Below are 25,032 nucleotides of genomic sequence, written 5' to 3'. Positions count from 1 at the left end.
CGGCCCCGGGCCACGAGGCCATGACGATGGCGATGGCGTCGCGCCTGACGCGTCGTCGTGCGTTTGATCGCTTGGACCTATCGGTACGCACCGGGTTGCGTCTATGCCATGGCTTGTCCGTGATGCGGCCAGGGCTATCAAGGAAGGACACACTATGAAGATCCGTCGGCACACCATCCGTTTCCTGTGCCTGCTTGGCCTGTGGTTGGGACTGGGGCTGCAGGCGCATGCACAGACGGATACGGTGACCTATGTGTACACCGATCCGCAGGGCACGCCGCTGGTGAAGGCGGATGCGTCGGGCAATGTCATCGCGCGGTATGACTACACGCCGTATGGCAACTCGATCGCGTCGCTGGGGGCGGCGCCGAACGGGCCGGGGTATACCGGGCATGTGAACGACCCGGAGACGGGGCTGGTGTATATGCAGGCGCGGTACTATCAGCCGATCGGGCGGTTTCCGAGTCCGGATCCGCTGGGGCCGGTAGCGGGCAACATTTACAGCTTTAATCGGTATGCGTATGCGAACAACAACCCGATTGTAAATATCGATCCGACAGGAAGGGCTCCTGGGGATGAAGATGATTTCTACCACTCGGCATATCCTGTCGAAATGACGACATTTGCTCCGATGGACCATGGAAGTGGCGGGGATTCGAAAGCATCGACAACACTAAGCAAGCAGACCCCATACCAAGCCAGCAATCACGAGGCAAATGTCACATATCATGAGACAGCTTCTCTAAAGGCAATCTCTGGCTTATCAGATGGCAATGATCTCCATAAGACCAGGGTGGATGCAGCTCACGTTTATAACAACTTGAAGAATAAGTCTAAATTTCAAGACTCTGGAACTCTTGATGCACGAGAACAAAGAGCCTTAGTTAATGGCTATGGTCCTGCAGTAAATGCATACAAAGATTCTCTTGGGGCTGTTGATGAGGCGACTCATAGCGCTGATACGACAAATGGATCAAGGCACTTTTTCGTGCGAGACATAACTGCCGGCCCTGCACAGCATGTCCCATCATGGGCAAACGGAAACCAGATTGTACATGGCCCCTTCAGGACGACGGCAAATGGAGATGGCCCAATACATAAAGGTGATACTGTATATATTTGGATAAACAACACAAGGTGAATCCAATGAAACTTATACCCATTCTTCTCTTGGTTGTGATTGCTTTGCCACTGAAGTCGCAAGCTGTGCAACAGACTACCAAGGACTCGAAGAGCCTCCTGCCGGCGGTGGCTCAGGCCATTGAGGATGAGCTATATGATCTAAAGCGGGAAGGTCTTTACTTTCAAATTGATGGGAACAGTGGTGGGGACGATAGTCCGGCTGAAATAAGCATGTACGTGAGTAAAGATATATCTCCAAACGGGGTGGGTGTCGTTGTTTATAAAGATATGCCCTATGGAGAGGTTTACCGGTACTTCGATGTTGATTCAGATGGAACAATAGAGCTTGCAGGGGATCCCGTATCAAAATTCCCGCCACATGGTGGCAGCATGCTGACCGTCTATATGACGGATGAGGAAGTCTGCAATTTCATACAGAGCAAGTCTTACAAGTCAAAGTTTGTCATCGATCCTCAGGCCTCCTCTAAACGTATCCATGACGCCGAAGTACGTCAATTGCGGCGCACTGGATACTCATTCAGGTTGAACAAGGGTCCTGGTTATAAGGCGACCTGATCAGCGATTCAGCGACGCATAAGGCGCATAAGGTGACGGAGGGAGTTAATCGGCCTCCGAGTCATCAGGCTGCCGTGGCCGATCTGGCCTCCTTGAGATGTGCGGGTCGTCCAAAGACCTTCGCCACCATGACCTGAAATTTCGTGTCACCAGTACGCATTGGCATCTATTCAACAGGGGATGATTTGTGATCAACAGCATGAAGTGCTTGCTCGTGATGGGTCTGCTGGCCTTGGCTGGCTGCGCTGCGACGCCTACACGGCCAAACAACGCCTCGGGCATCGTCTACAACAAGGGCGAGGCAAGGGTGCAGAAGGCAGCCGTCGGTGCGCTGCTGGCGAACGGCTTCGTGATCGGCAGGTCCGACACCGACTACGTGGACGGCTCGCGGCCGCACAAGATCGGCCTGGTGGTGGGTTCGGGCGGTGAATCGGCCGCGGTCTGGCTGTCTCCGCTGGGGCCCGGCAGGACGGCCGTCAAGGTCAGTACGGCCAAGTCCCTGCTTGGCATCCTGGGTCAAAAGAACTGGGACGCCGAGATCATTGCCGAGATGGACAAGAGCATCGGCCCCCATGAGGGTGGCGGCGCCGCCGCGATGACGATGGACTCGCCCGCGGAGCCGCAATCCGAACCGACGACAGGAACGGTCGCGGCAGCGGCATCACCGGATGCGCCCTCCGCGCAGGCGCCCCTCGACGACACGGCTGCCATGACGCAAGCCCAAGGCATCGCGTCCCAACTGGGCTGCGGTGCGGTCCAGTCGCAGGGCGGCTCGACCTTCGTCGCGCCTTGCGGCACCTATGGCGTGTTGATCGACTGCTATGACGGGAAATGCCACGCGATGCATACCGTCGGCATCAAGGGCAACGAATAGCTGGTCTGGCCGGGGCGCTGCCCCGGCGCGACGCCCGGTGGGGCAGGGACAACGATGCAGGGGAATCCATGAAAACAGCGGTATGTGCAGTCGTCATCGCATCCAGCCTGTCCGGGTGCGCGACGACGATCGGCAACCATCGCCCGCTCAATGGGCACTATCCGCCCAGGCCGGCCGATTGCCAGATCGACATCTTCAAGGCCCAACCACCCGCGAGGCCGTATGTTGCCGTTTCGCAGTTGAATGTCCATCTGGAAAAGACGTTCTTCGTGCCATCGGATTTCTCCTCGGCGCGCGGCGAACTCCGTCGCCAGGCGTGCCTCTCTGGTGCGGATGGCGTCATCGACATCGACGAGGAGCATTCAAGCTACCTCGAGACGCGCATCTACAATTTGTCGGCGACGGGTATCCGTTACCTGGAGCAGGCCCCGGCAAGCGGGAAGTGACGCGGCTTGCTTCGCCGGTGTGCCGGGCTCGCCCAGCCGCATGGTATTGACGGATACCTCAGGGGCGGAGGGAATTAAACGCTTTCCGGCTCGATGGCGGGTCGCCGTGGCCGGCCGCGCTGACGCAGCTTGGCAGAGTGACCCAGCGTCTTTTCGATCATGGCCTGGATATTTGGTGTCGCCCAGCGCCCGCTCCTGTTCGAGGTGCGCACGGATGTTCAGGAGTTCATCTTCACCGATGCCCTCTCGCAACCAGGTCCGGTAGGCAGCTGCGCGTGCCTGCGGGTCATGGCCTTGCGCCAGGAAGACGGGATGAGGCGTGATCAGCGGATCTTCCCCCAAGCCAAGATTCGCATGCACGCTTGACCAGCGGTACTGCTCGGGAAGCGCCACCATGGCCGCGCGCACCGGATTGAGCTCGATGTAGCGGTGAACGGTCATCAGGTAGCGGTCGGTGTCGACCAGACAGGATTTGAACCGCCCCTGCCAGAGCGCACCGGAGCGTCGATGACGCTTGTTGAAGGCTTGCACGTAGCACTGGCCGAAGTTGCGCATGGCACGGGATAGCGCTTCCCGGTCCGGAGGCGTCAGGAGCAGGTGCACGTGGTTGCCCATGAAAACGTAGGCGTGCACGTCGATGAGGTGCTCGGCCATGGCCTCGCGCAACAGATCGTAAAAGTGGTTTCGATCAAGGTCGTCAACGAAGATTGCACAGCGATTGACGCCACGCTGGGTGACATGGAGAGGGGTTCCCGAAAGCTGAAGGCGCGGACGACGAGGCATGCCGCATGATTGGCGCCGGATGGTCATCCACGCAGTCAGCAGATCGGGGCGATGGTGGTAAGCCGTCACCTGAAAACCCGGTCTCTTAATCTCGTCCGTCCCCTTTCATGCGTGATTCGCTCGTGGGTATGAGGATGGGGAGTATGCCCGTCCGATGGGGCATGTGGTCTGGGCGCCGGTATCGCTGGCGCAGGATGTGCAAGGCGTGGCAAGTGCACTGCATGGGCGGCGCATGCGCCGTGCTGGTTGGCGCCGGCATCCTTCAGCGCCTGCGGGGCCGCGCAGACATCCGTCCCCGCTTCTCCACCAGGAAGTCCATCAGCGCCCTGACTTTCGACGGCATGTATTCCCTGGACGGCACGTACAGGTAGAAGCCGGGGAACGGCTTGCACCAGTCCTTCAGCACGCGGACCAGCGTGCCGTCGTCGAGATGAGGCTGCAGCGTCCGCTCCATGTGCTGGACCAGGCCCACGCCCTGCAGCGCGGCGCGGATCATTTCCTCGTCGTCGTTGCTGATGAAGGAGCCCCTGGGCTCCACGGCGAAATCGTGGCCGTCGACGTCGGGCGCGCTGAACTCCCAGCCGTAGATCGCGCCGCTCGAAGTCTGCCGGTAGCCCACGCAGTCGTGTTGCACCAGGTCGGCCGGGGTGGCGGGCTTGCCGCGGCGGCGCAGGTAGTCGGGCGAGCCGGCCACGGCCATGCGCATCATCGGCGTGACCGGCACCGCCACCATGTGCTCGGACAGGCTTTCGCCCAGCCGGATGCCGGCGTCGCAGCCGTCGGCGATGATGTTGGCGATGCCGTCGTCCATCACCACCTCCAGCCGCAGCAGCGGATAGCGCCCGAGGAATTCGGCCAGGTGCGGTTCCAGCACCATCCGGGCGGCCACGCGGCCGGTGTTGACGCGCAGCAGGCCGGCCGGCTCGTCGCGCATCTCGCCCAGGCTGCGCACCGCGCGCTCGATGGAACCCAGCGAAGGGCGGATCGCGTCGAACAGGCGCTGGCCTTCCTCGGTGAGCGACATGTCCCGCGTGGTGCGGTAGAGCAGCTTCACGCCCAGCTGCCGTTCCAGCGCTTTCAACTGCTGCGACAGCGCGGGCCGTGACACGCCCATCTCGGCAGCCGCGCGGGTGAAGCTGCGGTGGCGGGCGATGTGGGCGAACCAGGCCAGCGGGGGGAGCAGGGAAGGGTCCATGGACGATTGGTAATCCATGCTTACCACTGTGGTCAAGTTCATGGGCTTCCTGGCGACCAATCGCCGGCCTAGCATTTCCTCCCGCAGCTACCGATGCGCCGCACGGGTCCACCGCCATGGCGCCGGGCATCGCCCAACGCAATTCGAAGCGCACAGTGCTTGAGCGCGTTGCGTCTTCACTTCCCGAGGAACCGACTGCCATGAAAACCGTGAACATCCGCAACCGCGACATGCAGTTGGATATCGCCGCCGATATCCGCTTCCCGCCCGGTTTCGACGAGCGCAGGAAATACCCCGCGATCATCAGTGCCCACCCGATCGGCAGCTGCAAGGAGCAGACCGCCGGCAACGTCTACGGCGCGGCGCTGGCCGAGGCCGGTTTCGTGGTCATCGCCTTCGATCGCAGCACCCAGGGCGCGAGCGGCGGCGAGCCGCGCTATATCGAGGATCCGACCGTGGCCGTGGAGGATTTCCGCCACGTCGTCGATTACCTGGTCACCCTGCCGTACGTGGATGAAGACCGCATCGGCGTGCTCGGCATCTGCGGCGGCGGCGGTTACGCCATCAACATCAGCATGACCGAACGCCGCATCAAGGCATTGGCCAGCATCACCGGGGTGAACTTCGGGCGCCTGTGCCGCGAGGGCTTCAGCAACTACGACCCGATCGGCGCACTGGAGGCGATGGGCAGGCAGCGCACCGCGGAAGCGCGCGGCGCCGATCCGCAGGTGGACCTGTTCGTGCCGCCGTCGCTCGACGCCGCGGCGCAGGCCGGCATCACCGACATCGACGTGCTGGGCGCTACCGACTACTACCGCAACCGTTGCCCGAACGACGGCGCCGGCACCCGCGCGCTGTTCTCGCACCGCGCTGCGTCGGTCGGCTGGGATGCCTTCCACCTGGCCGAGACGCTGCTGACCACGCCGATGATCGTGGTCATCGGCGACAAGCCTGGCGGCTTCGGCGCCTACCGCGATGGCCTGGAAATCCATGGCCGCGCGGCCTCGGCGCACAAGGAACTGGTCGTGGTGGAAGGCGCATCGCACTACGAGTTGTACGACCAGCCCGAGCCGGTACGGCAGGCGCTCGCCAGGGTCGTGCCGTTCTTCCGGACCCATCTCTGAGCCGCTTTTCCCGCGAGGACAGGATCATGCAAAAGATCAGCATCAAGAACGCCAATGGCGCCGGTATCACCCTGTCGGCGGTCATCGACTTCCCGCCGGATTTCGACGCGGGCAAGCGGTATGCCGCGGTCGTCGTCGCGCACCCGGGCGGCGGGGTCAAGGAACAGACCGCCGGCCTCTACGCGCGCAAACTCGCCGCGCAGGGCCTGGTCGCCATCGCCTTCGACGCCTCCTACCAGGGCGAAAGCACCGGCGAACCGCGCCAGCTCGAAAACCCGTACGTGCGCACCGAGGACATCAGCGCGGTGGTCGATTACCTCACCACGCTGCCTTAAGTGGACGCCGGGCGCATCGGCGCGATGGGCATCTGCGCCGGCGGCGGCTATGCCGCGAACGCGGCGATCAACGACCGCCGCATCAAGGCGGTGGCGACGGTCAGCGCGGTGAACATCGGCGCGATGTTCCGCAACGGCTGGGACAACAGCATCAAGGATGCCGACGCCATCCCCGCGCTGCAGGGCGGCTCGCAGGCGCGCACGGCCGAGGCCGGCGGCGCGGCGACCGTGCAGATCCCGCTGGCGCCGCTGCGCAGGGAAGATGCGCCGAACAAGGAGCTGGAGGAAGCCTGGGAGTACTACCACACGCCGCGCTGCGAATACCCCACCGCACCAGGCTGGGCCACCGCGCGCAGCCTCAACCAGATCATCACCTACGACGCCTTCCACAAGGCCGAGGCCTTCCTGACCCAGCCGCTGCTGATCGTCGCGGGCAGCGTCGCGGGCAGCAAGTGGATGAGCGACGACCTGTACGCGCGCGCCGCCAGCCAGGACAAGCAGTTCCACGTCGTGGACGGTTCGAACCACATGCAGCTCTACGACGTGCCGAAGTACGTGGACGAAGCGGTGTCCCGCCTGACGCCTTTCTTCGCGGCGAAACTGTAAGCACGCCATCGCAACCGGAGCATTGACCATGAAACGTGCAGGCAACGTGCTGGTGCTGGGCGCCGGCGGCCAGATCGCCCGCTGGGTGATCCGCATGCTGGCCGATCGCGACGACACCAGGCTCACGCTGTTCCTCCGGCATGCGCGGAAGCTCGGCCGCGCTCCCGCGCATGCGCGCATCGTCGAAGGCGACGTGCTCGACCGGGACCGGCTCGATGCCGCCATGGCGGGACAGGACCTGGTCTACGTCAACCTGGCCGGCGAGGTGGATGTGCAGATGAAATCCATCGTCGCGGCGATGCAGGCCGCCGGCGTGAAGCGCATCGTGTTCGTCGCCTCGCTGGGCATCTACGACGAGGTGCCCGGCAAGTTCGGCGCCTGGAACCGCCGCGAGATCGGCCCCTACCTCGGCCCTTACCGCCGTGCGGCGGACATGCTCGAGGCTTCCGGCCTGGACTACACCATCCTGCGTCCCGCATGGCTTACCGACGAGGACGAGATCGACTACGAGACCACAGGCCGCGACGCGCCGTTCAAGGGCACCGAGGTCTCGCGCCGCAGCGTGGCGGACCTGGTCGTGAAGCTGATCGAATCGCCCGGCCTGCTGGTGTGCGGCAATGTCGGCGTGGACAAGCCCGGTACGGAAGGCGACAAACCGGCATTCCTGTGACGGCAGCCGGATTCGCGCCGTGCGCGACCGCTCAATCCAGCGGCAGCTTGCGCGCGGCGTCCCACATCGCGCGGGTGACCGCGCGGTTCGCGTGCGGCGCCTGCAGCACGATCAGCGTGGTGGTGCTGATGCTGGAGTGGATCTTCAGCAGGCGATCGAGCACGCTTTCGAGGTGGTTGATGGACATCGCCACCACGCGCAGAAGGGCGGAATCCTCACCGGCGAGGCGGCGGCAATCCAGCACCTCGGGGATGTCCGCGACGATCTGGCCGATGCGCGCGCAGATGCCGCCGTCGCAGCGCAGCCGTACCATCGCCTCGATGCGGTAGCCCAGCCTTTTCGGTTCCACCATGGCGCGATAGCCGGTGATCACGCCGGCATCCTCCAGCCGCTTCACGCGTTCGGCCACGGCTGGCGCGGAGAGCTTCACCTTGCGGCCCAGCTCGGCGTAGCCCAGCCGCGCGTCGCGCTGCAGGGCTTCCAGCAACTGCCAGTCCTTGGCGTCCAGTTCGGGTTTCGATTCCAAGGCGGCATGCTCCGGTTTTTGTTTCGATCGACGGCGAAACATCGTGGTGGCCTGTCGATGCATTATTCCGCGGCATCGCCGGCAAGACTAGGATGCGCACTCCCCACTGCAGGAACTTCCACCCATGAGCGCCACCGAGCGCCTCGACGCACGCGCCCTAGTCTGCATCGCCATCGCGCTGGTCACCTGGTCGTCGGCGTATGCCGCGATCGCCTACGCGCTGGCCTCGTTCACGCCGGGCGAGGTGGCGTTCGCGCGGCTGGCCATCGGCTCGCTGTGCTTCGCCGCGCTGCTGGCGGCGAAGCGCGTGCCGCTGCCGGCGCTGCGCGACTGGCCGAAGTTGTTCGTGCTGGGGCTGGTCGGGCTCACCGCGTACCACGTCTGCCTCAACTGGTCGGAAACGCGCATCGCCAGCGGCACGGCGTCCATCATCATCTGCCTGGTACCCGCGGCGACGGCGGCGGTGTCGGCGTTGTGGCTGCACGAGCGTTTGAGCCTGCGCACCTGGATCGGCCTTGCCATCGCACTGGTCGGCACGGTGCTGGTGGTGCTGGCCAGCGGGCAAAAAGTCGAAGCCGATCCGAAGGCGCTGCTGGTGCTGGTGTGCGTGCTGGCCTCGGCGATCTTCTTCGTGGGGCAGAAACCGATGTTCGCGCGCTCCAGCACATTGGCGGTCACCGCCTTCGCCTTCTTCGCCGGCACGCTGGGTTGCCTGCCGTTCGCGGGCGGCTTGCCGCAGGCGCTGGCGGCGGCACCGTGGTCGCATGTCGCCGCGCTGTTGTGGCTGGGCATCGCGCCGAGCTTCATCGGCTATCTCGCATGGAACGTGGCAGTGCATCGCGCCAGCGCGTCGCGCGTGTCCAGTTTCATCTACCTCTCGCCGCCCATCGCCATCGTGATCGGCTGGGTATGGCTGGGCGAAGTGCCTGGCGCGATGGTGCTGGTGGGCGGCGCCATCGTGATCGGCGGCGTGGTGCTGGCGAATGCGCGCCGTCGGGCGCCGCCGGTGCCGGCCGCTGTTTCGGAGGCGACATGAGCGGCGCCGGGGTCCTGCGCATCGCGGCCTTCGCCGACGGCGATGCCGGCGGCAATCCCGCGGGTGTGCTGATCGCCGATGCGTTGCCGGATGCGGCGGCAATGCAGCGGATTGCCGCCGAGGTCGGGTTTTCGGAAACCGCCTTCGCCATGCGCCAGGACGATGGCTGGCGGGTGCGCTATTTCTCGCCCGAATCCGAGGTGCCGTTCTGCGGCCACGCCACGATCGCGCTGGGCGCGGCGCTCGCGCTCGCGCAGGGCGACGGCGTATTCGCGTTGACCCTCAACGAGGCGAAGATCACCGTCGAGGGCCGCAGCGCGGGCGGCACGCTGAGCGCCGCGCTGCAATCGCCGCCGACCCGCAGCGCGCCCGCGCCGCAGGCGCTGGTGGACGAGGCGCTGGCGCTGTTCGGCTACAGCCGCGCGGATCTCGATCCGCGCCTGCCACCCGCGTTGATCCACGGCGGCGCGGACCATCTGGCGCTGGCCTTGCGTAGCCGCGAAGCGTTGGCGTCGATGGCCTACGAACTGGACGCCGGCCGCGCCTTGATGCGCCGTGCCGGGCTGGTCACCATTCTGCTCGCCCATGCCGAGACACCGCAGCGTTTCCACACTCGCAATCCCTTCGCCTCCGGTGGTGTCTACGAAGATCCCGCCACGGGTGCCGCGACCGCGGCTTTCGCCGGCTACCTGCGCGACCTGGGCTGGCCGCATGGCGGCGACATCGAGGTGCTGCAGGGCGTGGACATGGGCAGTCCCTCGCGGCTCAGGGCCGAGATTCCGGCGGGGCCGGGCAGTTCCATCCGCGTCTCGGGAAGGGCCCGCCTGATGTAGCCATGCCCGGCGATGCAGGCCGCACCATTCAGACCACCAATCGAGGAGTGCATCGTGTACGAGCTCTACATCGCCAACAAGAACTACTCCTCGTGGTCGCTGCGGCCGTGGGTGCTGCTGCGCGAGCGCGGCATCGCGTTCACGGAAAAGCTGGTGCCGTTCGACGGCGGCGTGGGCGCGAACTGGGCGGCGTTCCGCGCGTTCTCGCCCAGCGGCAAGGTGCCCTGCCTATGCGACGGCGACACCGTGGTATGGGATTCATTGGCGATCGCGGAATACCTCGCCGAGCGGCACGCCGGCATCTGGCCGTCCGATCCGCAGGCGCGGGCATGGGCACGTTGCGCCGCCGCCGAGATGCATTCCGGCTTCAACGCCTTGCGCGGCAGCTGCACGATGAACTGCGGCGTGCGCGTGCGCATCGATGCGCCCGGCGAAGCCTTGCGCAAGGACATGGCGCGCATCGACGAGCTGTGGAGCGAGGGCCTGGTGCGCTTCGGCGGCCCCTTCCTCGCCGGCAAGGATTTCACCGCGGTCGATGCGTTCTTCGCGCCGGTGGCGTTCCGCATCCAGAGCTATGGACTGCAGCTTGGCGCCGCGGCGATGGCTTATGCGCAGCGTTTGCTCGACCTGCCCGCCATGCGCGAGTGGTATGACGCGGCCTTGGCGGAGCCGTGGCGCGACCCCGAGCATGAGGACGAAGCGCGGCGCGCGGGCACGTGGTTGCAGGATCTGCGCGTACCAGCCTGACGTGCGTCGCGCTCAGGACTTCGTCGGCGGCGCGATGCGGGTTTTCACGGAACGCCTTGCTTGCCATCGTCCCAGCGCAACCAAGGCCACGCCGACCAGGACAAACGCCAGCAGCACGCCGCAGGCATCGAGCAGTACGCGCAGGTAGCCCAGCGTGGTGACATCGAGGAACGGATACGGATAGCGGCCATCCATCGCGCCACGCAGCAGCACGTAGGCGAAATACACGGCTGGATACACCTGCCAGGTAAATACCTGAGGCCAGCGCAGCGTTGCCTTCGGCACCGCCAGCCACCAATGCAGCAGGAACAGTGCCGGCATCACCACGTGCAGCATGTTGTCGGCGACGATCTGCCAGCCGTGCGGCTGCCACAGCTGGCGCAACATCAGGTTGTAGACCGCAGCGACGATGACGATGCTCATCGCGGTCGCGGTCTGCATGCCCGGGCGGAGGAGCCGGCGGTCGACTGCGTTTTGCGGACCACGCGCCGCCGCGGTCAGCACCAGAGCCACCAGAAGATTGGTGAGGATGGTGAAGTAGCCGAGGTAGGTCCATACGCCGCTCCATGCGCCGCGCCCGTTGTCGATGCCCAGCCGGATCGACAGCAACAACTGCAACGCCAACGTGAGCCAGCCCAGCAGTGCCGCCACGGCGGCGAAGATGCGATGGCGGTTCGACGTGTGCTGCATCGGGCGTTCCGGCCAGCAGCGAATCAGAACTTGTACGCCCGATGGATCGCCACGATGCCGTTCGAGAGGTTGCGCACCTCCACGCGGCCGAAGCCGGCGCGTTCCATCATGCCCTTGAGCGTCTGCTGGTCGGGGTGCTTGCGGATGGATTCGGCGAGGTACTGGTAGCTATCGGCGTCGCCGGCGAACAGCTGGCCGAGTTTCGGCAGCACCTTGAACGAGTGGAAGTCGTAGAGCTTGTTGAACAGCTCGTTCTGCACGCGCGAGAACTCCAGCACCAGCAGGCGGCCGCCGGGCTTGAGCACGCGGCAGATGTCGGCCAGCGCCTTGTCCTTGTCGGTGACGTTGCGCAGGCCGAAGGCCATGGTCACCGCGTCGAACGAGTTGTCCGGGAACGGCAGCGCCTCGGCGTTGAGCTGGGCCCAGCGCAAACCGCCGACCAGGCCGCGGTCGGTGAGGCGGTCGCGGCCCACGCCGAGCATGGCGGCGTTGATGTCGCCGACGACGACCTCGCCTTGTTCGCCCACCACCGGCTTGAGCAGCGCGGCGATGTCGCCGGTGCCGCCGGCCAGGTCCAGCACGCGGTCGCCCTTGCGCACGCCGCTGATCGCCACGAAGTGGCGCTTCCACAGCCGGTGGATGCCGAACGACATCAGGTCGTTCATCAGGTCGTAGTTGCGCGCGACCGAGGTGAACACCTCGCCGACCAGCTTCTGCTTGTCGGCGACGGGCACGTCGCGGAAACCGAAATGGGTGGTGGCCGTGGGCTGCTCGTTCATGGCGTCATGCGCTCGGATGGATGGATCGTCACAGCGGCAGGTCGCGCTGCGTGCCTTCTTGTTCCGCGGCCGCCGGGGTGGCGGCGGGGTGGGCGCGATGGCTTTCGTGCTCGGCCGCCGCGTGGCGCTGGTGCAGTTCCGCGCCGGCATCGGCGGTTGACGCGAGCGGTACGGGCGCGGCGGGTTCCGGCGCGGGTTCGTCGGCCACGACATCGCGTTCGCCGCCAGGCGTGATCTTGAGGATGGAGTGGCGCATCTCGCGCGAGAGGATCACCCGCGAGTCGCGCACCATCTCGTCCAGCGCGTTGTCGAAGTCAAGCTTGCCGGCGTCGTCCGTCCATACCACGCGGCGCTCGCGCAGCTTCTGGATGAAGCCGCGGAACAGCGCCTTGTCGAAGAACTCCGGCGCGTTGAGTTCGTTGAGCAGGGAGAGCCTTTGCGCGGTGAGCGTGCAGGTGTTTTCCAGCTCGGCCGCGGTGAGCGCATGCGGGCCGTGCTTGGCCAGCGCGGCCAGCGCGATGTAGTAGCGCTCGAAGGCCTGGATCAGGCTGCGCGCGATGATGCGCAGCTGGTAGGCGCTGTCGTCCTGGCCCGGCGCGCGTTCCAGCATGCGGCCGTCGCCGGTGGTCTCCAGCAGGCCGCGCCGCACGAAGAAGTCGACGGTGGCCTGCACCTGCGCGGCGAAGCCCTGTTCGTCCCAGGCGAGGAACAGCTCGCCCTGCAGGAACGGATAGATGACGCGGCCCAGCCGCTGCACCGAGGCGGGCGACACGCGGCGGTTGTTGAGGAAGCAGCAGGCTACCCATGCGGCGACGGCGACCAGGTGCAGCACGTTGTTGCGGAAGTAGCTGAGCAGCACCGCCTGCTCGGCCTCCACGTCCAGCACGTCGCCCAGCGGGTGCTTGATGCGGCGGATCCAGCCCATCTGCTCGCCGTAGGCGATGATGCCGGCGGGATCCATCGGGGTGATGGTGACGCGGTCGGAGTAGGGCAGTTCCAGCAGCAGCGACCGGGTGAGTTCGAGCTGCGCCAGCAGGTCGTTCTCGGCCATCGCGTGCTTGGGCGTGGCCAGCAGGGTGAGCGCGAGCAGGTTGATCGGGTTGACGTCGGCGGCGCGGTTGACGTTGACCTGGATGCGCTCGGCCAACTGGTCGATGGCGCCGCCCAGCCACTCGGGGCGGGTATCGGGGTCGGCGCTGGCGCTGCGCCAGTCCGGGCTGGCCGCCTCCAGCAGCGGGGTCAGCTCGATCGGCTCGCCGAAGTTGATCGTGACGTGGCCGTAGCGCTGCTTGAACAGCCCGCCGATGCCACGCAGCAGGGCGAACAGGGTTTCCTTCTCCTTGGGCTGGCCGCTGAGCTCGCCCGCGTAGCTCTTGCCTTCCATCAGCTTCTCGTAGCCGATGTACACCGGCTGGAACAGCACCGGCCGGCGCGGCGCGCGCAGGAAGGCGCGCACCGTCATCGACAGCAGGCCGGCGCGCGGCGCCAGCAGGCGCCCGGTGCGCGAGCGGCCGCCTTCGACGAAGTACTCCATCGGCACGCCGCGGTCGATCAGCTGCGCCATGTACTCGTTGAAGATCACCGAGTACATCGCGTTGCCCTTGAAGGTGCGGCGCATGAAGAACGCGCCGCCGCGGCGCAGGATCGGCCCGATCAGCGGCAGGTTGAGGTTGACGCCCGCGGCGATGTGCGGCGGCACCACGCCGGACATGTGCAGCTGGTAGCTGAGCAGCAGGTAGTCGGCGTGGCTGCGGTGGCTGGGCACGTACACCACTTCGTAGCCCGGCGCGGCGGCGCGGGCCTTGTCGAAGTGGTGCATGGCGATGCCGTCGTACAGCTTGTTCCAGAAGTTCGACAGCAGGAACGACACCGAGCGCACCACCGGGTGCGAGTAGTCGGCGGCGATCTCCAGCATCATCTTCTGCGCGCGGCGCGTGGCCTTGGCTTCGCTGATCTTCTCCTTCGCCGCGGTGGCGGCGATCGCCGCGCGCACCGGCTCGGCGCGCAGCACGTCGTCCACCACGGTGCGGCGGTGCGAGAGGTCCGGCCCGATCACCGCGGCGCGGATGCGCCGGAAGTGGGTGCGCAGCACGCGCGCCAGCTTGCGGGCGAAGCGCGGCGGCGGCAGCTCGCCGGACTCGGCCAGCACCTCGCGCAGCGACACCGGCTCGGCGAAATGCACCGTGGTGTCGCGGCCGTTCAGCAGCACCGCCAGCAGGCGCCGGAAGCGGCCCACCATCACCCAGTTTTCGGAGAACAGCACGCTGAACCAGCCCGACTCGCGGTTCGGCGCGCGGCCCACGTAGATCGACACCGGCACGATCTGGATGTCGCGCTCGGGCATGCCTTCCAGCGAATGCACCAGCTGGCCCAGCGGCTCGTTCGGCGAGCGGTGGCGCTTGCGGCCGAACAGCCAGCCGTCGCGGCGCATCAGCGCGAACACCGAGCGCTTGCGGCGGGTGCCGGCCAACGGCTGCAGCGGGCTGGGCAGGCCGGCCTCGCGGCAGGCGCGGTCGAGGATCAGCGCGTCGGAGAAGCCGTCGCGCTCGATCACGTAGCACACCGGCACGCCGGCCTTGAGCAGGGTGGCCGGCTCCGCCGGGTCGCGCCGGATGCGCACCCAGGGTTGCAGCAATTGCCCGGCAAGCTGGAACCACCAGGGGGCTCGGCGACGTGGGGAATCCGCGTGGGAGATGTTCTGCATCCGCCTATTCTACCGGCTGGTTCGTAAAACCATGCTTGTGCGTGTGGTGGGGCGTCCCGGCACTAACTGTATGTAGGAGCACCCTGTGCGCGAAGGCTTTTGCTCTGATCAGGCATCGAAGCCATCGCGCACAAGGTGCGCTCCTGCAACAAACAGCGCAGGCTGGCGTCAGTGCGCGGCCACGCTGCCTGCCGTCGCCGGCTGCTGCAATGCCTGGTGCGCCTTGCGCACGTTGTCCACCAGCGACTCGCTGTACCAGCGGCCGTCCTGCTGCACCAGCCTGGTTTCGGCGGAGAGCGGCTTGCCGAGCAGGGTGTAGTCGATCTTCACCACGGCGTGGCCGTCCTGGTTGGAAACGGTGCTGAGCTTGGCCGAGGCCAGCGCGTCGTCCACCGACAGGCCGTAGATCGCCAGCACCTGCTTGAGGCCGGCGTAGCCGGTGGCGTACTTCGCCATGGTGCCGTCGAAGTCCAGCGTGCGCAGCTGCTCCGGGCTCTTGAGGTCGAGCTTGCGCGCGGTGGCCGCCAGGATGCCGATGGTCTGCTTCGCCCTGGCCTGGTCGAACCATGGCGCCTGCTGCGCCCACGGCGTCAGCACGTCGATCAGGCTGCCGGCCTGCGTCTTCTGTTCGCTGTCCAGGGACTGGTTCTGCGCCACGCCGTTCTTGAGGTAGGCGCCACCCATGGCAACCAGCACCGGCAACTGGTCCTTGTACTGCTGCTGCATCTGGTCGAGCTTGGGTTGCACTTCGGCGTAGAGCTTCGTTTCCGCATCCGGGGCGGTGAGTTTCTGCACGGAGGCGTCGAAGCGCGCTTCGTCCGTGGCACTCACCGGCGGCCGGTCCGCGTTGCGGCGGCTCCAGTCGGCGCGCAGGGTGGCGTAGTCGCCTGCCGGCAAGGCGTGCTTCCACAGGCCGTTGAAGTCGCCGGCCTTCAGCAGGGTGATCGAACCCTGCACGGCCGCTTCCGGCGTGCTGCCGCCGACCTGCGTGGCCTCGTCCTTGTTGTGGCAGGCGGCCAGCGCCAGCACGGCGAACAGGGGCAGCAGGGTGCGGCGGAAGGAGCGGAAACGCATGGGCAGGTCTCGCATGGGCGTGGCCGGTCAGGGTAAGTGGCGTGGTGAGCGGTGAACAAGAGCCGCACGCAAAAATTTGCGGGAAGGCTTTTGCACGTCACCGGCGAAAGCCGGATTGGCGAGCGTATGCGGCGACATCCGCCATCGGCGATGGCCCAAAGAAAACCCCGCGGGCCAAGCCTCGCGGGGCAGTCCGGCAGAGCCGGAAGGGAAATGGCCTTGCCTGCGGAAACTTGAGGTCAGCAGCAGGTAGGCGTAGCAGATATTACTTGGGCGTTAAAGCTAAGGCAATACTTTTCTTATTTCTTATAATTGATTGTTTTTATTCAATTAAAGCGTAAGGAACCCACCTTCTGTCGGCGCTGCTCCGACGCCGGCGCGCTCCAGTCGTTGTTGAACAGGGCGGGCTCCCACGAGCCATAGGTGGGATTGGGCAGCACGAACCAGCGGGTGCCGATCCAGTCCATGTAGCCGGCGATGGCCTGCTTGCGGCCGGCCTCGGTGTTGGCGAGCACGTCCACGAAATCGCCCAGCTGGTCGCCGAACTGCATCAGCACGCGGTACTTGCGGCTCACCAGCTGGCGGCGGCAGCCTTTCTCGGTGCCCACCTGGTCGCAGCCGGGTTCCACCGTGCCCAGGCCAAGGAAGGCCTCCGGGCCGGAGACGGGGAAGCCCAACTGGCGCAGGTTGGCGAGCGTGACGGTGTCCAGGTCCTTGGCCCGGTTGGACAGGTAGATCACCGCGATGCCATGCGCGGCGGCGAACTGCGTGAAGGCCAGCGCGCCGGGCATGGCGCGGGCGCGCTGCTCCTTGCACCAGGCGGCCCAGCTGGCCTCGTCGTAGGCGCCGCCGTTCTTCACCAGGCGGGCCTGGTAAGGCGAGTTGTCCAGCACGGTTTCGTCGATGTCCAGCACCACCGCGGGCGGCAGGCCGGCAGCGGGCGCCACGCGGTCCTCCCTGGACAGCGCGTCCCAGTCCGGGTCGTGCAGGGCGGCCAGCAGCTGCGACTGCGCGTCGCGGTAGGCCTGGATGTAGATCAGGTCGTGCTCGATCGCGGTCTGCGTCCACGCCACCGCGTTGAGGTTGTCGTTGGCGGCGGCTTCGACCACGGGGGCTGGCGCGGGCGTGGCGGCCTGGTGGGTCGGCGCGCTGGCGCAACCGGCGAGCAGGAGGGACGCGGCCAGGGCTGGCAGCAGGCGAAGTCGCATGGGGTTCTCCAACGTAAAGCGGCGAGTCTTCCAAGATTTTACGTCAGTGGCATGACCGGGACTGGTTGCCGCCGGCACCGGCTGACAGACTGGCAGCCGTCCCCGCCAACGCCGGAGCCCGCATGAACGATCCGACGCCCATTGCATCCCGCGCCAGCTCGCCCGCCATCCATGCCGCCAGTTACGTGCTGGCGGCGCTGCTGTTGTGGCTGGTACTGCAATTGCACCTGCTTTCCGCGCTGTTGGCAGGGCTGCTGGTCTACGAGCTGGTGCAGGCGGCGACGCCCTTGCTGGGTCGGCGCATCCCCAGCGATCGCGCGCGGGTGGTGGTGGTGGCGCTGCTGGGGGCGCTGGTGGTGGGCTTGCTGGTGCTGCTGATCCTTGGCGCGATCAGCTTCTTCCGCAGCGAGCTGGGCAACCCCGGGCTGCTCTGGCAGCAGCAGCTGATGCCGCTGGTGGAAAAGGCGCGCCAGCAGTTGCCGGCGATGCTGGTCGACCACCTGCCCGACAGCGTCGACGACCTGCGCGATGGCCTGGCCGCGCTGGCCAGCAAGCACGCGGCAACCCTGCAGACGGCGGGCAGGGGCGCCGCGCGCGTATCCGTGCACATCCTGATCGGCCTGGTGCTGGGCGCCATCGTGGCCCTGGGCCGCACCCGCCCGGCGCACCAGGTGGGGCCGCTGGCGGCGGCGCTGGGCCAGCGTTGCCAGCGCCTGGCCGGCGCGTTCCACGACATCGTGTTCGCGCAGATCAAGATCTCGCTGGTCAACACCGCGCTCACCGCGGTGTTCCTGCTCGGTGTGCTGCCGCTGCTGGGCATCCACGTGCCGCTGGCCAAGACGCTGGTGGCGATCACCTTCATCGTCGGCCTGCTGCCGGTGATCGGCAACCTGCTCTCCAACACCGCCGTCACCGTCGCCGCGCTGTCGGTCTCGCTGGGCGTGGCCATCGCCGCGCTGTGCTTCCTGATACTGGTCCACAAGCTCGAGTACTTCCTCAACGCACGCATCGTGGGTTCGCAAATTCATGCGCGTGCGTGGGAACTGCTGGTGGCGATGCTGCTGCTGGAGGCCGCCTTCGGCCTGCCCGGCGTGATCGCGGCGCCGATCTATTACGCCTATCTCAAGGGCGAACTGGAGCGGCAGAGGCTGATTTGAATGCTCGAAATAAAATACGCAAAAAGCAATGTATTTCGATTTTGATCGCAATATAAATCGATTATCTCGGCAACGTTAGAAAAGAACCGAAAAAATCATTGCGATAACGTTAAATCCCGTGGTAAATCTCGCGACCACCCGCCCTGCGTGAACCCGGCTCGACCGGGATTGGCGGGTCCTGCATCGGTTAATCGATGCACCTGCGCGCGATATCCGGCCAAGCACCAATGCCGGATTCCAATACTGATACCGGGGAGAACCAAAGCATGATCAAGTCGAAACTGGCCATTGCCGTGATGGCGGCCTTGGCGTTTGGGGTCACGTCTGCTTCCTATGCGGCAGACCAGTCCCAGCAAGCCGCATCGAGCCAGGCGCAGGACACCAGCCAGCAATCGTCCGGCAGCGACCAGTCCGCGAGCGGCAACTCGCAGGACAAGCAGGACAAGCAGGCCAAGCGCCTGGATGCGGTGGTCGTCAGCGGTTCGCTGATCAACAACGCGCAGATCCAGACGGCCACGCCCACCTACACGATCACGGCCGCGGATATCCAGGCACGCGGCTTCACCAGCGTGGCGCAGGTGCTGCAGAACGTGGTGCAGGCCACCGGTTCCGTGCAGGGCCCGCAGGAGAGCGGCGGCTTCACCCAAGGCGCCCAGACGGTCAGCCTCTACGGCCTGAACCCGGAATACACGCTCACCCTGATCGACGGCAAGCCGATCACCCAGTTCGGCCAGCTCTACAACGGCCAGAGCAACTTCACCAACATCTCCAACATCCCGCTGTCGATGATCGACCACATCGACGTGATCCCTGGTGGCGGTTCGTCGATCTACGGTTCGGCGGCCATCGCCGGCGTCGTCAACATCGTCACCAAGCAGCACATGGACGGCGCGGAAGTGTTCGTGCGCACGGGCAACTTCGATGGCGGCGGCGGTGCCGAACAGCACATCACGCTCTCGTTCGGCCACGATTTCGGCAAGCTGAACGTGCTGGGCTCGTTGGAGTTCGACAACCAGTCGCCGACGTGGGCCTACCAGCGCTCACTGACTGCCACCAATCCCACGCCGGTAGCGGTGGCTACCGTCTTGAACTACGGCAGCCTCTATACGAATACCTATACCGGCTCGGTACTGGGTTACGTGAGCCCGACGGACGGCTGCGCTGCCATGAGCGGCCTGTTCCATGGCACCACGTATGACACCCCCTCCGCCAATCCCAATCGCACCGGCACCTTCTGCGGTTCCAAGGACGTGCTGAGCTACACCACGTTGAACAACCAGAGCCGCAGTTACGACGGCATGCTGAAGTTGCGTTACGACGTGAACAACTACGTGCGCCTGTACAGCGACATTCTGGCCGACTTCCAGCAGCAGCGTTGGACCCCGGGTTCCGACTTCAACTGGTGGGGCCCCGCCGTCGGCTATCCGTACGGTCTGGTGGAAGACGTCAACACCACCAACATCATTTATCCCGAGCGGATATTCGGCCCCGAGGAAGTGGGCAACAACTACTACAATCAGTTGGGCATCCAGGACGACTTCATGTACCAGGCCGACATCGGTGCCAACGGCACCTTTGGCGACTCGAACTGGAACTGGGATGTGTACTACCTGCGTTCCGGCGATCGTACCGACCAGAGCTCGCCCGAGCGCATGGCGGCACCGGTGAATGCCTATTTTGACAGTATCCTGCGGCCGGTCGGCATAGATCCGAACACCGGCCTGGAGATGGTCAATCCGAACTACCAGGCATTCTTCACGCCGCTGACGGTTGCCCAGCTCAACAGCTTCATGCGGAACATCACCACCTTCAGCAACACCTGGATCAACAACACCCGCGCCACGGTCACCAACGACAGCCTGTTCGCGCTGCCGGGCGGCAACGCCGGTTTCGCCTTCCTGGTCGAAGGCGGCAACCAGGCGTGGTACGAACCGCTCAGCCCGTTGATTGCGAACAACGAAGTGTGGGGTCTCACCGGCACAGCCGGCGGCGGCGTGCGCGACCACCAGGGTACGGCCTTCGAGTTGAACCTGCCGGTGTTCAAGCAGCTGACCTTCGACCTGTCCGGCCGCTACGACCACTACAAGCCGGACGGTGGCAGCAGCAGCGGCAAGTTCACCTACAAGGCGGGCATCGAATACCGCCCGTTCGACACGCTGTTGCTGCGCGGCAACTATTCCACCTCGTTCCTGGCCCCCGACATGTCGGCGATCTTCCTCGGGCCCAGCGGCAACTACCAGGACATCATCGACTACTACCTGTGCGCCACGCAGGGTGGCAACAAGAATTGCAGCGCCAACTACTCAGAACAAGTGCAGGGCAACCTGCTTTCCAACAAGGACCTGAAGCCGACCACCGCGCAAAGCTGGACCGGCGGTTTCGTGTGGTCGCCCATCAGCAATATCAGCGTCAGCGCCGATTTCCTGCACATCGCCATCCAGAACGAGATCGCGCCGCAGTCCACCGACCTGATGATGCGCCAGGAAGCGCAATGCCGGCTCGGCACGCTGAATGATCCCGGCCTCTGCAACCAGGTGGAGAGCCAGGTGGTGCGCAATTCGATAACCGGCCAGGTCGATACCATCACCCAGTACTACGTCAACGTTTCCAACGAAGTGACCGATTCGGTGACGGCCGAGGCCAAGTACCAGTTCAACCCGACTCCCTTCGGCACGTTCGGCCTGCAGTTCGACTACAACGGCATGCTGAAGCACCAGTACCAGATCTACGCGGGCAGCCAGCCGATCAACATGCTGGCCAACCCGCTGTACAGCTCGGAGTTCAAGAGCATCGCCACCGGCGCGCTCAACTGGTCGCTGCACGACGACACCTGGTCCAGCACGCTGTACTGGCACCGCTACGGCCCGACGCCGAACTACACCGCCATGGTCGATGGCCCGAGCTACCCGGGGGCCGGCAAGGTGTCGCCGTGGATCACCTGGAACTGGAGCCTGAACTACACCCCGCCGGCGATGAGGGGCCTGACCCTGTCGATGCTGGTCAACAACTTGACGAACAAGATGCCGCCGAAGGACATGACCTACGCAACCAGTTTCCCGTACTACAACACGCAAAACTACAACGTGTACGGCCGCGAGATCATGCTGCAGGCGGACTGGAAGTTTGGCGCCAGCACCAACTGACGACCGGCAGCGATGCCAAGCGAAGCCCTCCCGTTCCGGGAGGGCTTTTTTTTGCGTGAGGGGTGGCCAGGGGAAGCGGTGCGCAAGCGCAAGAAATCATCTGTCCGCCGTCACGGTCAGGTTTGGAAACCATTCGTGGACGCATGGCGGATCATCGGCATCCCTCCATGGGAAGCACCTGTTTCATATGTAACTAATTGATGTTTAGGAATATTTTTAGAACTTATCGCACCCTCCAGGGTGCGTGATATTGCGCCGAAAACGTTCTTTCTGACGAAATTGGCAAGAATTTATTGCGATACCGTTAAATCTTGTGGTACAGATGGCGTTGCACATTCAGCAGCCGGCCAGTAGGGGCTGGCTGGCGCCCGCATCGGGATCCGACGATGCATATGTGCCCAATACCCGGCCAAGACCGGGTTCCAACGCTACTGAATACCTAAGGGGTACCGAATAATGATCAAGTCGAAACTGGCCGTCGCCGTGGTGGCGGCCCTGGCGCTTGGCTCCGTTTCCGCCCATGCGCAGGACACGCAAGCCGACCCGCAGAGCCAGAGCACGCAGCAGACCCAGGGCGCCAGCCAGTCGGCAGACACCAAGGACGCCAAGAAGCTGGAAGCGGTCACGGTCACCGGCTCGCTGATCCCGCAGACCCAGATCGAGACCGCCACGCCGGTCATCACGATCACGGCCAACCAGCTGAAGCAGCAGGGCTTCAGTACCGTGGCCGAGGCGCTGCAGCAGGCGTCGTTCGCCACCGGCAGCGTGCAGGGCGCGGCGACTTCCGCGTCGTTCACCCAGGGTGCGCAGACGCTGAGCATGTTCGGCCTGCCCGTCGGCTTCGTGAAGTACCTGATCGACGGCCGCCCGATGGGCAACTTCCCCGCCCTGTACAACGGCAGCGACGCGTTCAACAGCCTCAGCGGCATCCCGATGGACATGGTCGACCACATCGACATCCTGCCGGGCGGCCAGTCCTCGCTGTACGGTTCGGACGCCATCGCGGGCGTCATCAACATCGTGCTCAAGAAGCGCATCGATGCGCCGGTGGTCGACGTGCGCGTGGGCGGCTACAGCGAAGGCGGCGGTGCGAGCCGCCGCATCAGCCTCGCCGACAGCTTCAGCTGGGGCAAGTTCAACTCGCTGGTCGGCGCGCAGTTCGAGAAGTCCCAGCCGATCTGGACCTACAGCCGCGACCTGACCAAGCAGTTCTTCACCGAGGGCACCAGCGCGCCGGTGGCTTCGCGCGACTACCTGGTCAACAGCGGCACCGGTAAGGGCTACCTGTTCGAGGACCCGAACAACTGCGCCAACGTCACCGGCCAGTTTGGCGGCACCGAAGGCAAGCAGTACCGCAAGAACTCCGGTACCTACTGCGGTTCGTTCTACACGCCTGGCTACGCCACGATGAAGAACGACGAGAAGACGGCCAACTTCTACACGCACAACACGTTCGACGTGAGCGACAACCTGCAGCTGTACGGCGACCTGCTCTACAACTACAGCGAGCAGAAGTACAACGTGGGCTCCGGCTACACCTGGTGGGGCACGTCGGTCGACTACGGCTACATCTACGACCCGAACCTGAAGGACTACATCAACCTCCAGCGTGCGTTCTCGCCCGAGGACGTCGGCGGCTACCAGAACATCATGAACAAGCAGTACGAGAACTCGTACATGTTCACCCTGGGCGGCCGCGGCACCGTCGGCCAGAACTGGGACTGGGACCTCGGCTTCACCCATTCCGACGACAAGCTGATCGAGCACAACTACCAGCGCTTCGACGGCGCCATCGACGCGTACTTCCGCTCCCACGTGCTGGGGCCGCAGGACGGCTGGGATCCGAAATACGGGGCCTATCCGCAGTTCGACAACATCAACTACGCGGCGTTCTACACGGCGATGTCGCCGGCGGATTTCCGCAGCTTCACCGGCTACACGGACACCTACGCCAAGACCTGGGACAACATGCTGCGCGGCCAGGTGACCAATGCCTCGCTGTTCAGCCTGCCCGGCGGCGACGCCGGCGTGGCGGTGGTGCTGGAAGGCGGCAACCAGGGCTGGAACTACACGCCCGACCCGCGCCTGCTCAACGGCGGCATCTGGGGTACCACCGACGTGCAGGGTGCCGGCCACCGCTCGCGCTACGCGGCCACCACCGAGCTCAAGTTCCCGCTGCTGAGCCAGGTGACCGTGGATGTCTCGGGTCGCTACGACAGTTACCACGTGGATGGCCAGGACGTCAGCCACGGCACCTACAACATTGGCATCGAGTACCGCCCGTTCGACTCCCTGCTGCTGCGTGGCCGCTACGGCACCGCCTTCAAGGTGCCGACTCTGGCCGACGAGTTCCAGGGCCTGAGCGGCTACTACAGCAGCGTCGTCGACTACGCCAACTGCGCCCGCCTCGGTTATACCGGTGAGAATGTCTCCGACTGCCCCACCAAGTACAGCGACGTGCAGTTCTTCGGCCAGCAGGCCGGCAGCACCAAGCTGAAGCCGATCACCGCAACGGTGTGGAGCTACGGCGTGGTCTGGGCACCGGTCGAGCGCATGTCGCTCAGCGTGGACTACCTGCACTGGGACATCAACAACGAGGTGAACCAGCAGAGCGCGGGCGGCCTGTCGCTGACGGAGTACCAGTGCGACGCGGGCATCATCGACATGAACACGGAGACCTGCAAGGCGGCCTTCGCGCAGATCACGCGTGGTGCGTCGGACGTCTACAACGGTGTCCCGGTGCTTGGCGACATCGAGGAGATCTTCACCCCGAAGGTGAACGTGTCCAACGAGCAGGTCAACGCCATCTCGGCCAATTTCAGCTACGCGCATGGCATCGGTTCGTGGGGCAACCTGGTCTGGAACGCGTCCTACAGCGACGAGTTGAAGCACACCTACCAGGATTACCCGGGCGATCCCGCGGTCGACCTGCTGCGCCACCCGGGCTGGAGCACCGACTTCAAGACCAAGACCAATGCCTCGCTCACCTGGAGCAAGGACAACTGGAGCGCCACGCTGTATGCCAACCGCTATGGCAGCACGCCCAACTACCTGGCCACGGTGTATGACAACTACATCCACGCGGGTACGGGCAAGCTGCCGGCCTGGACGGTGTACAACGCCAGCATCACCTGGCATCCGCTCAAGCGGCTCGGCCTGTCGGTCCTGGCGAACAACGTGTTCAACAAGATGCCGCCGATGGATCACAGCTATCCGGGTACCTCCGGCTCGCCGTACAACTCGGGCAACTACAACGTGTACGGTCGCGCGATGTACCTTGAGTTGAACTACAAGTTCGGCGTCGCCGGCGAATAAGCACGCGGGAGTGGATGTTTCATCTGCTTGAAAAACGGCCCCGCTTCGGTGGGGCCGTTTTTTATGGCGGTGTGGCTTGCCGGAAATTC

General features: G+C 65.0%; 22 protein-coding genes. 14 read left to right on the top strand and 8 right to left on the bottom strand.

What is annotated here, in order from left to right; translation table 11 throughout:
• Window positions 1–154 precede the first annotated feature (154 nt).
• From IHE47_RS16205 to IHE47_RS16190, 4 genes are all read left to right on the top strand, one after another.
• Window positions 155–1,141, top strand: a complete 987-nt coding sequence (locus IHE47_RS16205) for an RHS repeat-associated core domain-containing protein (protein WP_192107764.1) — start codon at window positions 155–157, stop codon at window positions 1,139–1,141.
• Window positions 1,142–1,146: 5 nt separating this feature from the next.
• Entirely contained in the window at window positions 1,147–1,698 is a 552-nt protein-coding gene (locus IHE47_RS16200; protein ID WP_192107762.1) for a hypothetical protein, read from the top strand.
• A 187-nt stretch (window positions 1,699–1,885) separates the two neighbouring features.
• A complete protein-coding gene (locus IHE47_RS16195) occupies window positions 1,886–2,572 on the top strand; it encodes a hypothetical protein (protein ID WP_192107760.1) in 687 nt (228 codons plus the stop codon).
• Window positions 2,573–2,640: 68 nt separating this feature from the next.
• Window positions 2,641–3,018: a hypothetical protein gene (locus tag IHE47_RS16190; protein ID WP_192107758.1), complete on the top strand. Its 378-nt coding sequence runs from the start codon at window positions 2,641–2,643 to the stop codon at window positions 3,016–3,018.
• On the opposite strand, the gene IHE47_RS16185 is transcribed toward IHE47_RS16190, so the two are convergent.
• Together IHE47_RS16185 and IHE47_RS16180 are read right to left on the bottom strand one after the other, a co-directional pair.
• Window positions 2,935–3,801, bottom strand: a complete 867-nt coding sequence (locus IHE47_RS16185) for a transposase (protein ID WP_343227495.1) — start codon at window positions 3,799–3,801, stop codon at window positions 2,935–2,937. The genes IHE47_RS16190 and IHE47_RS16185 overlap by 84 nt on opposite strands.
• A 262-nt stretch (window positions 3,802–4,063) precedes the next feature.
• Window positions 4,064–4,996 carry a LysR family transcriptional regulator gene (locus IHE47_RS16180; RefSeq protein ID WP_192107756.1) on the bottom strand — a complete coding sequence of 311 codons (933 nt, stop codon included), beginning with the start codon at window positions 4,994–4,996 and terminating at the stop codon, window positions 4,064–4,066.
• 200 nt (window positions 4,997–5,196) lie between these two features.
• Between IHE47_RS16180 and IHE47_RS16175 the strand changes: the two genes are divergently transcribed.
• From IHE47_RS16175 to IHE47_RS16165, 4 genes are read left to right on the top strand one after another with little or no spacing between them, the layout of a single operon-like run.
• Window positions 5,197–6,120: an alpha/beta hydrolase gene (locus IHE47_RS16175; protein ID WP_192107754.1), complete on the top strand. Its 924-nt coding sequence runs from the start codon at window positions 5,197–5,199 to the stop codon at window positions 6,118–6,120.
• Window positions 6,121–6,146: 26 nt separating this feature from the next.
• On the top strand, window positions 6,147–6,455 hold the full coding sequence (locus IHE47_RS17820; RefSeq protein ID WP_225562021.1) for an alpha/beta hydrolase: 309 nt from the start codon (window positions 6,147–6,149) through the stop codon (window positions 6,453–6,455).
• Complete coding sequence (locus IHE47_RS16170) at window positions 6,456–7,061, top strand: alpha/beta hydrolase (RefSeq protein ID WP_225562020.1); 606 nt, start codon at window positions 6,456–6,458, stop codon at window positions 7,059–7,061.
• A gap of 28 nt (window positions 7,062–7,089) precedes the next feature.
• Window positions 7,090–7,731: an SDR family oxidoreductase gene (locus IHE47_RS16165; protein WP_192107752.1), complete on the top strand. Its 642-nt coding sequence runs from the start codon at window positions 7,090–7,092 to the stop codon at window positions 7,729–7,731.
• A 31-nt stretch (window positions 7,732–7,762) separates the two neighbouring features.
• Here the strand turns inward: IHE47_RS16165 and IHE47_RS16160 are convergent, their stop codons facing one another.
• The gene (locus IHE47_RS16160) at window positions 7,763–8,257 is read right to left on the bottom strand and encodes an Lrp/AsnC family transcriptional regulator (RefSeq protein ID WP_192107750.1); all 495 of its coding nucleotides are present in this window, start codon (window positions 8,255–8,257) and stop codon (window positions 7,763–7,765) included.
• Between the two features lie 124 nt (window positions 8,258–8,381).
• Here IHE47_RS16160 and IHE47_RS16155 point away from each other — a divergent pair, with 124 nt between their 5' ends.
• From IHE47_RS16155 to IHE47_RS16145, 3 genes are read left to right on the top strand one after another with little or no spacing between them, the layout of a single operon-like run.
• Window positions 8,382–9,293, top strand: a complete 912-nt coding sequence (locus IHE47_RS16155) for a DMT family transporter (protein WP_192107748.1) — start codon at window positions 8,382–8,384, stop codon at window positions 9,291–9,293.
• Window positions 9,290–10,126, top strand: a complete 837-nt coding sequence (locus IHE47_RS16150) for a PhzF family phenazine biosynthesis protein (RefSeq protein WP_192107746.1) — start codon at window positions 9,290–9,292, stop codon at window positions 10,124–10,126. The genes IHE47_RS16155 and IHE47_RS16150 overlap by 4 nt, the downstream gene beginning before the upstream one ends.
• Before the next feature lie 54 nt (window positions 10,127–10,180).
• Complete coding sequence (locus IHE47_RS16145; protein ID WP_192107743.1) at window positions 10,181–10,873, top strand: glutathione S-transferase family protein; 693 nt, start codon at window positions 10,181–10,183, stop codon at window positions 10,871–10,873.
• A 12-nt stretch (window positions 10,874–10,885) separates the two neighbouring features.
• Here IHE47_RS16145 and IHE47_RS16140 read toward each other — a convergent pair whose 3' ends face one another.
• The 5 genes from IHE47_RS16140 to IHE47_RS16120 all read right to left on the bottom strand — a co-directional run bounded on the left by IHE47_RS16140 (window position 10,886) and on the right by IHE47_RS16120 (window position 17,328).
• Window positions 10,886–11,563 (bottom strand): Pr6Pr family membrane protein, encoded by a 678-nt coding sequence (locus IHE47_RS16140; protein WP_192107741.1) that lies wholly within the window; start codon window positions 11,561–11,563, stop codon window positions 10,886–10,888.
• A gap of 23 nt (window positions 11,564–11,586) precedes the next feature.
• Window positions 11,587–12,342 carry a bifunctional demethylmenaquinone methyltransferase/2-methoxy-6-polyprenyl-1,4-benzoquinol methylase UbiE gene (gene ubiE / locus IHE47_RS16135; RefSeq protein WP_192107739.1) on the bottom strand — a complete coding sequence of 252 codons (756 nt, stop codon included), beginning with the start codon at window positions 12,340–12,342 and terminating at the stop codon, window positions 11,587–11,589.
• Between the two features lie 28 nt (window positions 12,343–12,370).
• Window positions 12,371–15,046 carry a glycerol-3-phosphate 1-O-acyltransferase PlsB gene (gene plsB / locus IHE47_RS16130; RefSeq protein WP_192107737.1) on the bottom strand — a complete coding sequence of 892 codons (2,676 nt, stop codon included), beginning with the start codon at window positions 15,044–15,046 and terminating at the stop codon, window positions 12,371–12,373.
• A gap of 168 nt (window positions 15,047–15,214) precedes the next feature.
• Window positions 15,215–16,120 carry a hypothetical protein gene (locus IHE47_RS16125; protein WP_192107730.1) on the bottom strand — a complete coding sequence of 302 codons (906 nt, stop codon included), beginning with the start codon at window positions 16,118–16,120 and terminating at the stop codon, window positions 15,215–15,217.
• Between the two features lie 326 nt (window positions 16,121–16,446).
• The gene (locus IHE47_RS16120) at window positions 16,447–17,328 is read right to left on the bottom strand and encodes an HAD family acid phosphatase (RefSeq protein WP_192107728.1); all 882 of its coding nucleotides are present in this window, start codon (window positions 17,326–17,328) and stop codon (window positions 16,447–16,449) included.
• Between the two features lie 122 nt (window positions 17,329–17,450).
• Between IHE47_RS16120 and IHE47_RS16115 the strand changes: the two genes are divergently transcribed.
• From IHE47_RS16115 to IHE47_RS16105, 3 genes are all read left to right on the top strand, one after another.
• Entirely contained in the window at window positions 17,451–18,485 is a 1,035-nt protein-coding gene (locus tag IHE47_RS16115; RefSeq protein ID WP_192107726.1) for an AI-2E family transporter, read from the top strand.
• Window positions 18,486–18,751: 266 nt separating this feature from the next.
• The gene (locus IHE47_RS16110) at window positions 18,752–21,628 is read left to right on the top strand and encodes a TonB-dependent receptor (protein WP_192107723.1); all 2,877 of its coding nucleotides are present in this window, start codon (window positions 18,752–18,754) and stop codon (window positions 21,626–21,628) included.
• A 456-nt stretch (window positions 21,629–22,084) separates the two neighbouring features.
• Window positions 22,085–24,943, top strand: a complete 2,859-nt coding sequence (locus IHE47_RS16105; protein WP_192107721.1) for a TonB-dependent receptor — start codon at window positions 22,085–22,087, stop codon at window positions 24,941–24,943.
• Window positions 24,944–25,032: the final 89 nt, after the last annotated feature.

Source organism: Rhodanobacter sp. DHB23, assembly GCF_014842975.1.
GTDB lineage: Bacteria > Pseudomonadota > Gammaproteobacteria > Xanthomonadales > Rhodanobacteraceae > Rhodanobacter_A.
The sequence above is the reverse complement of the archived record's forward strand: the minus strand, read 5'-3'. Positions and strand labels throughout refer to the sequence as shown.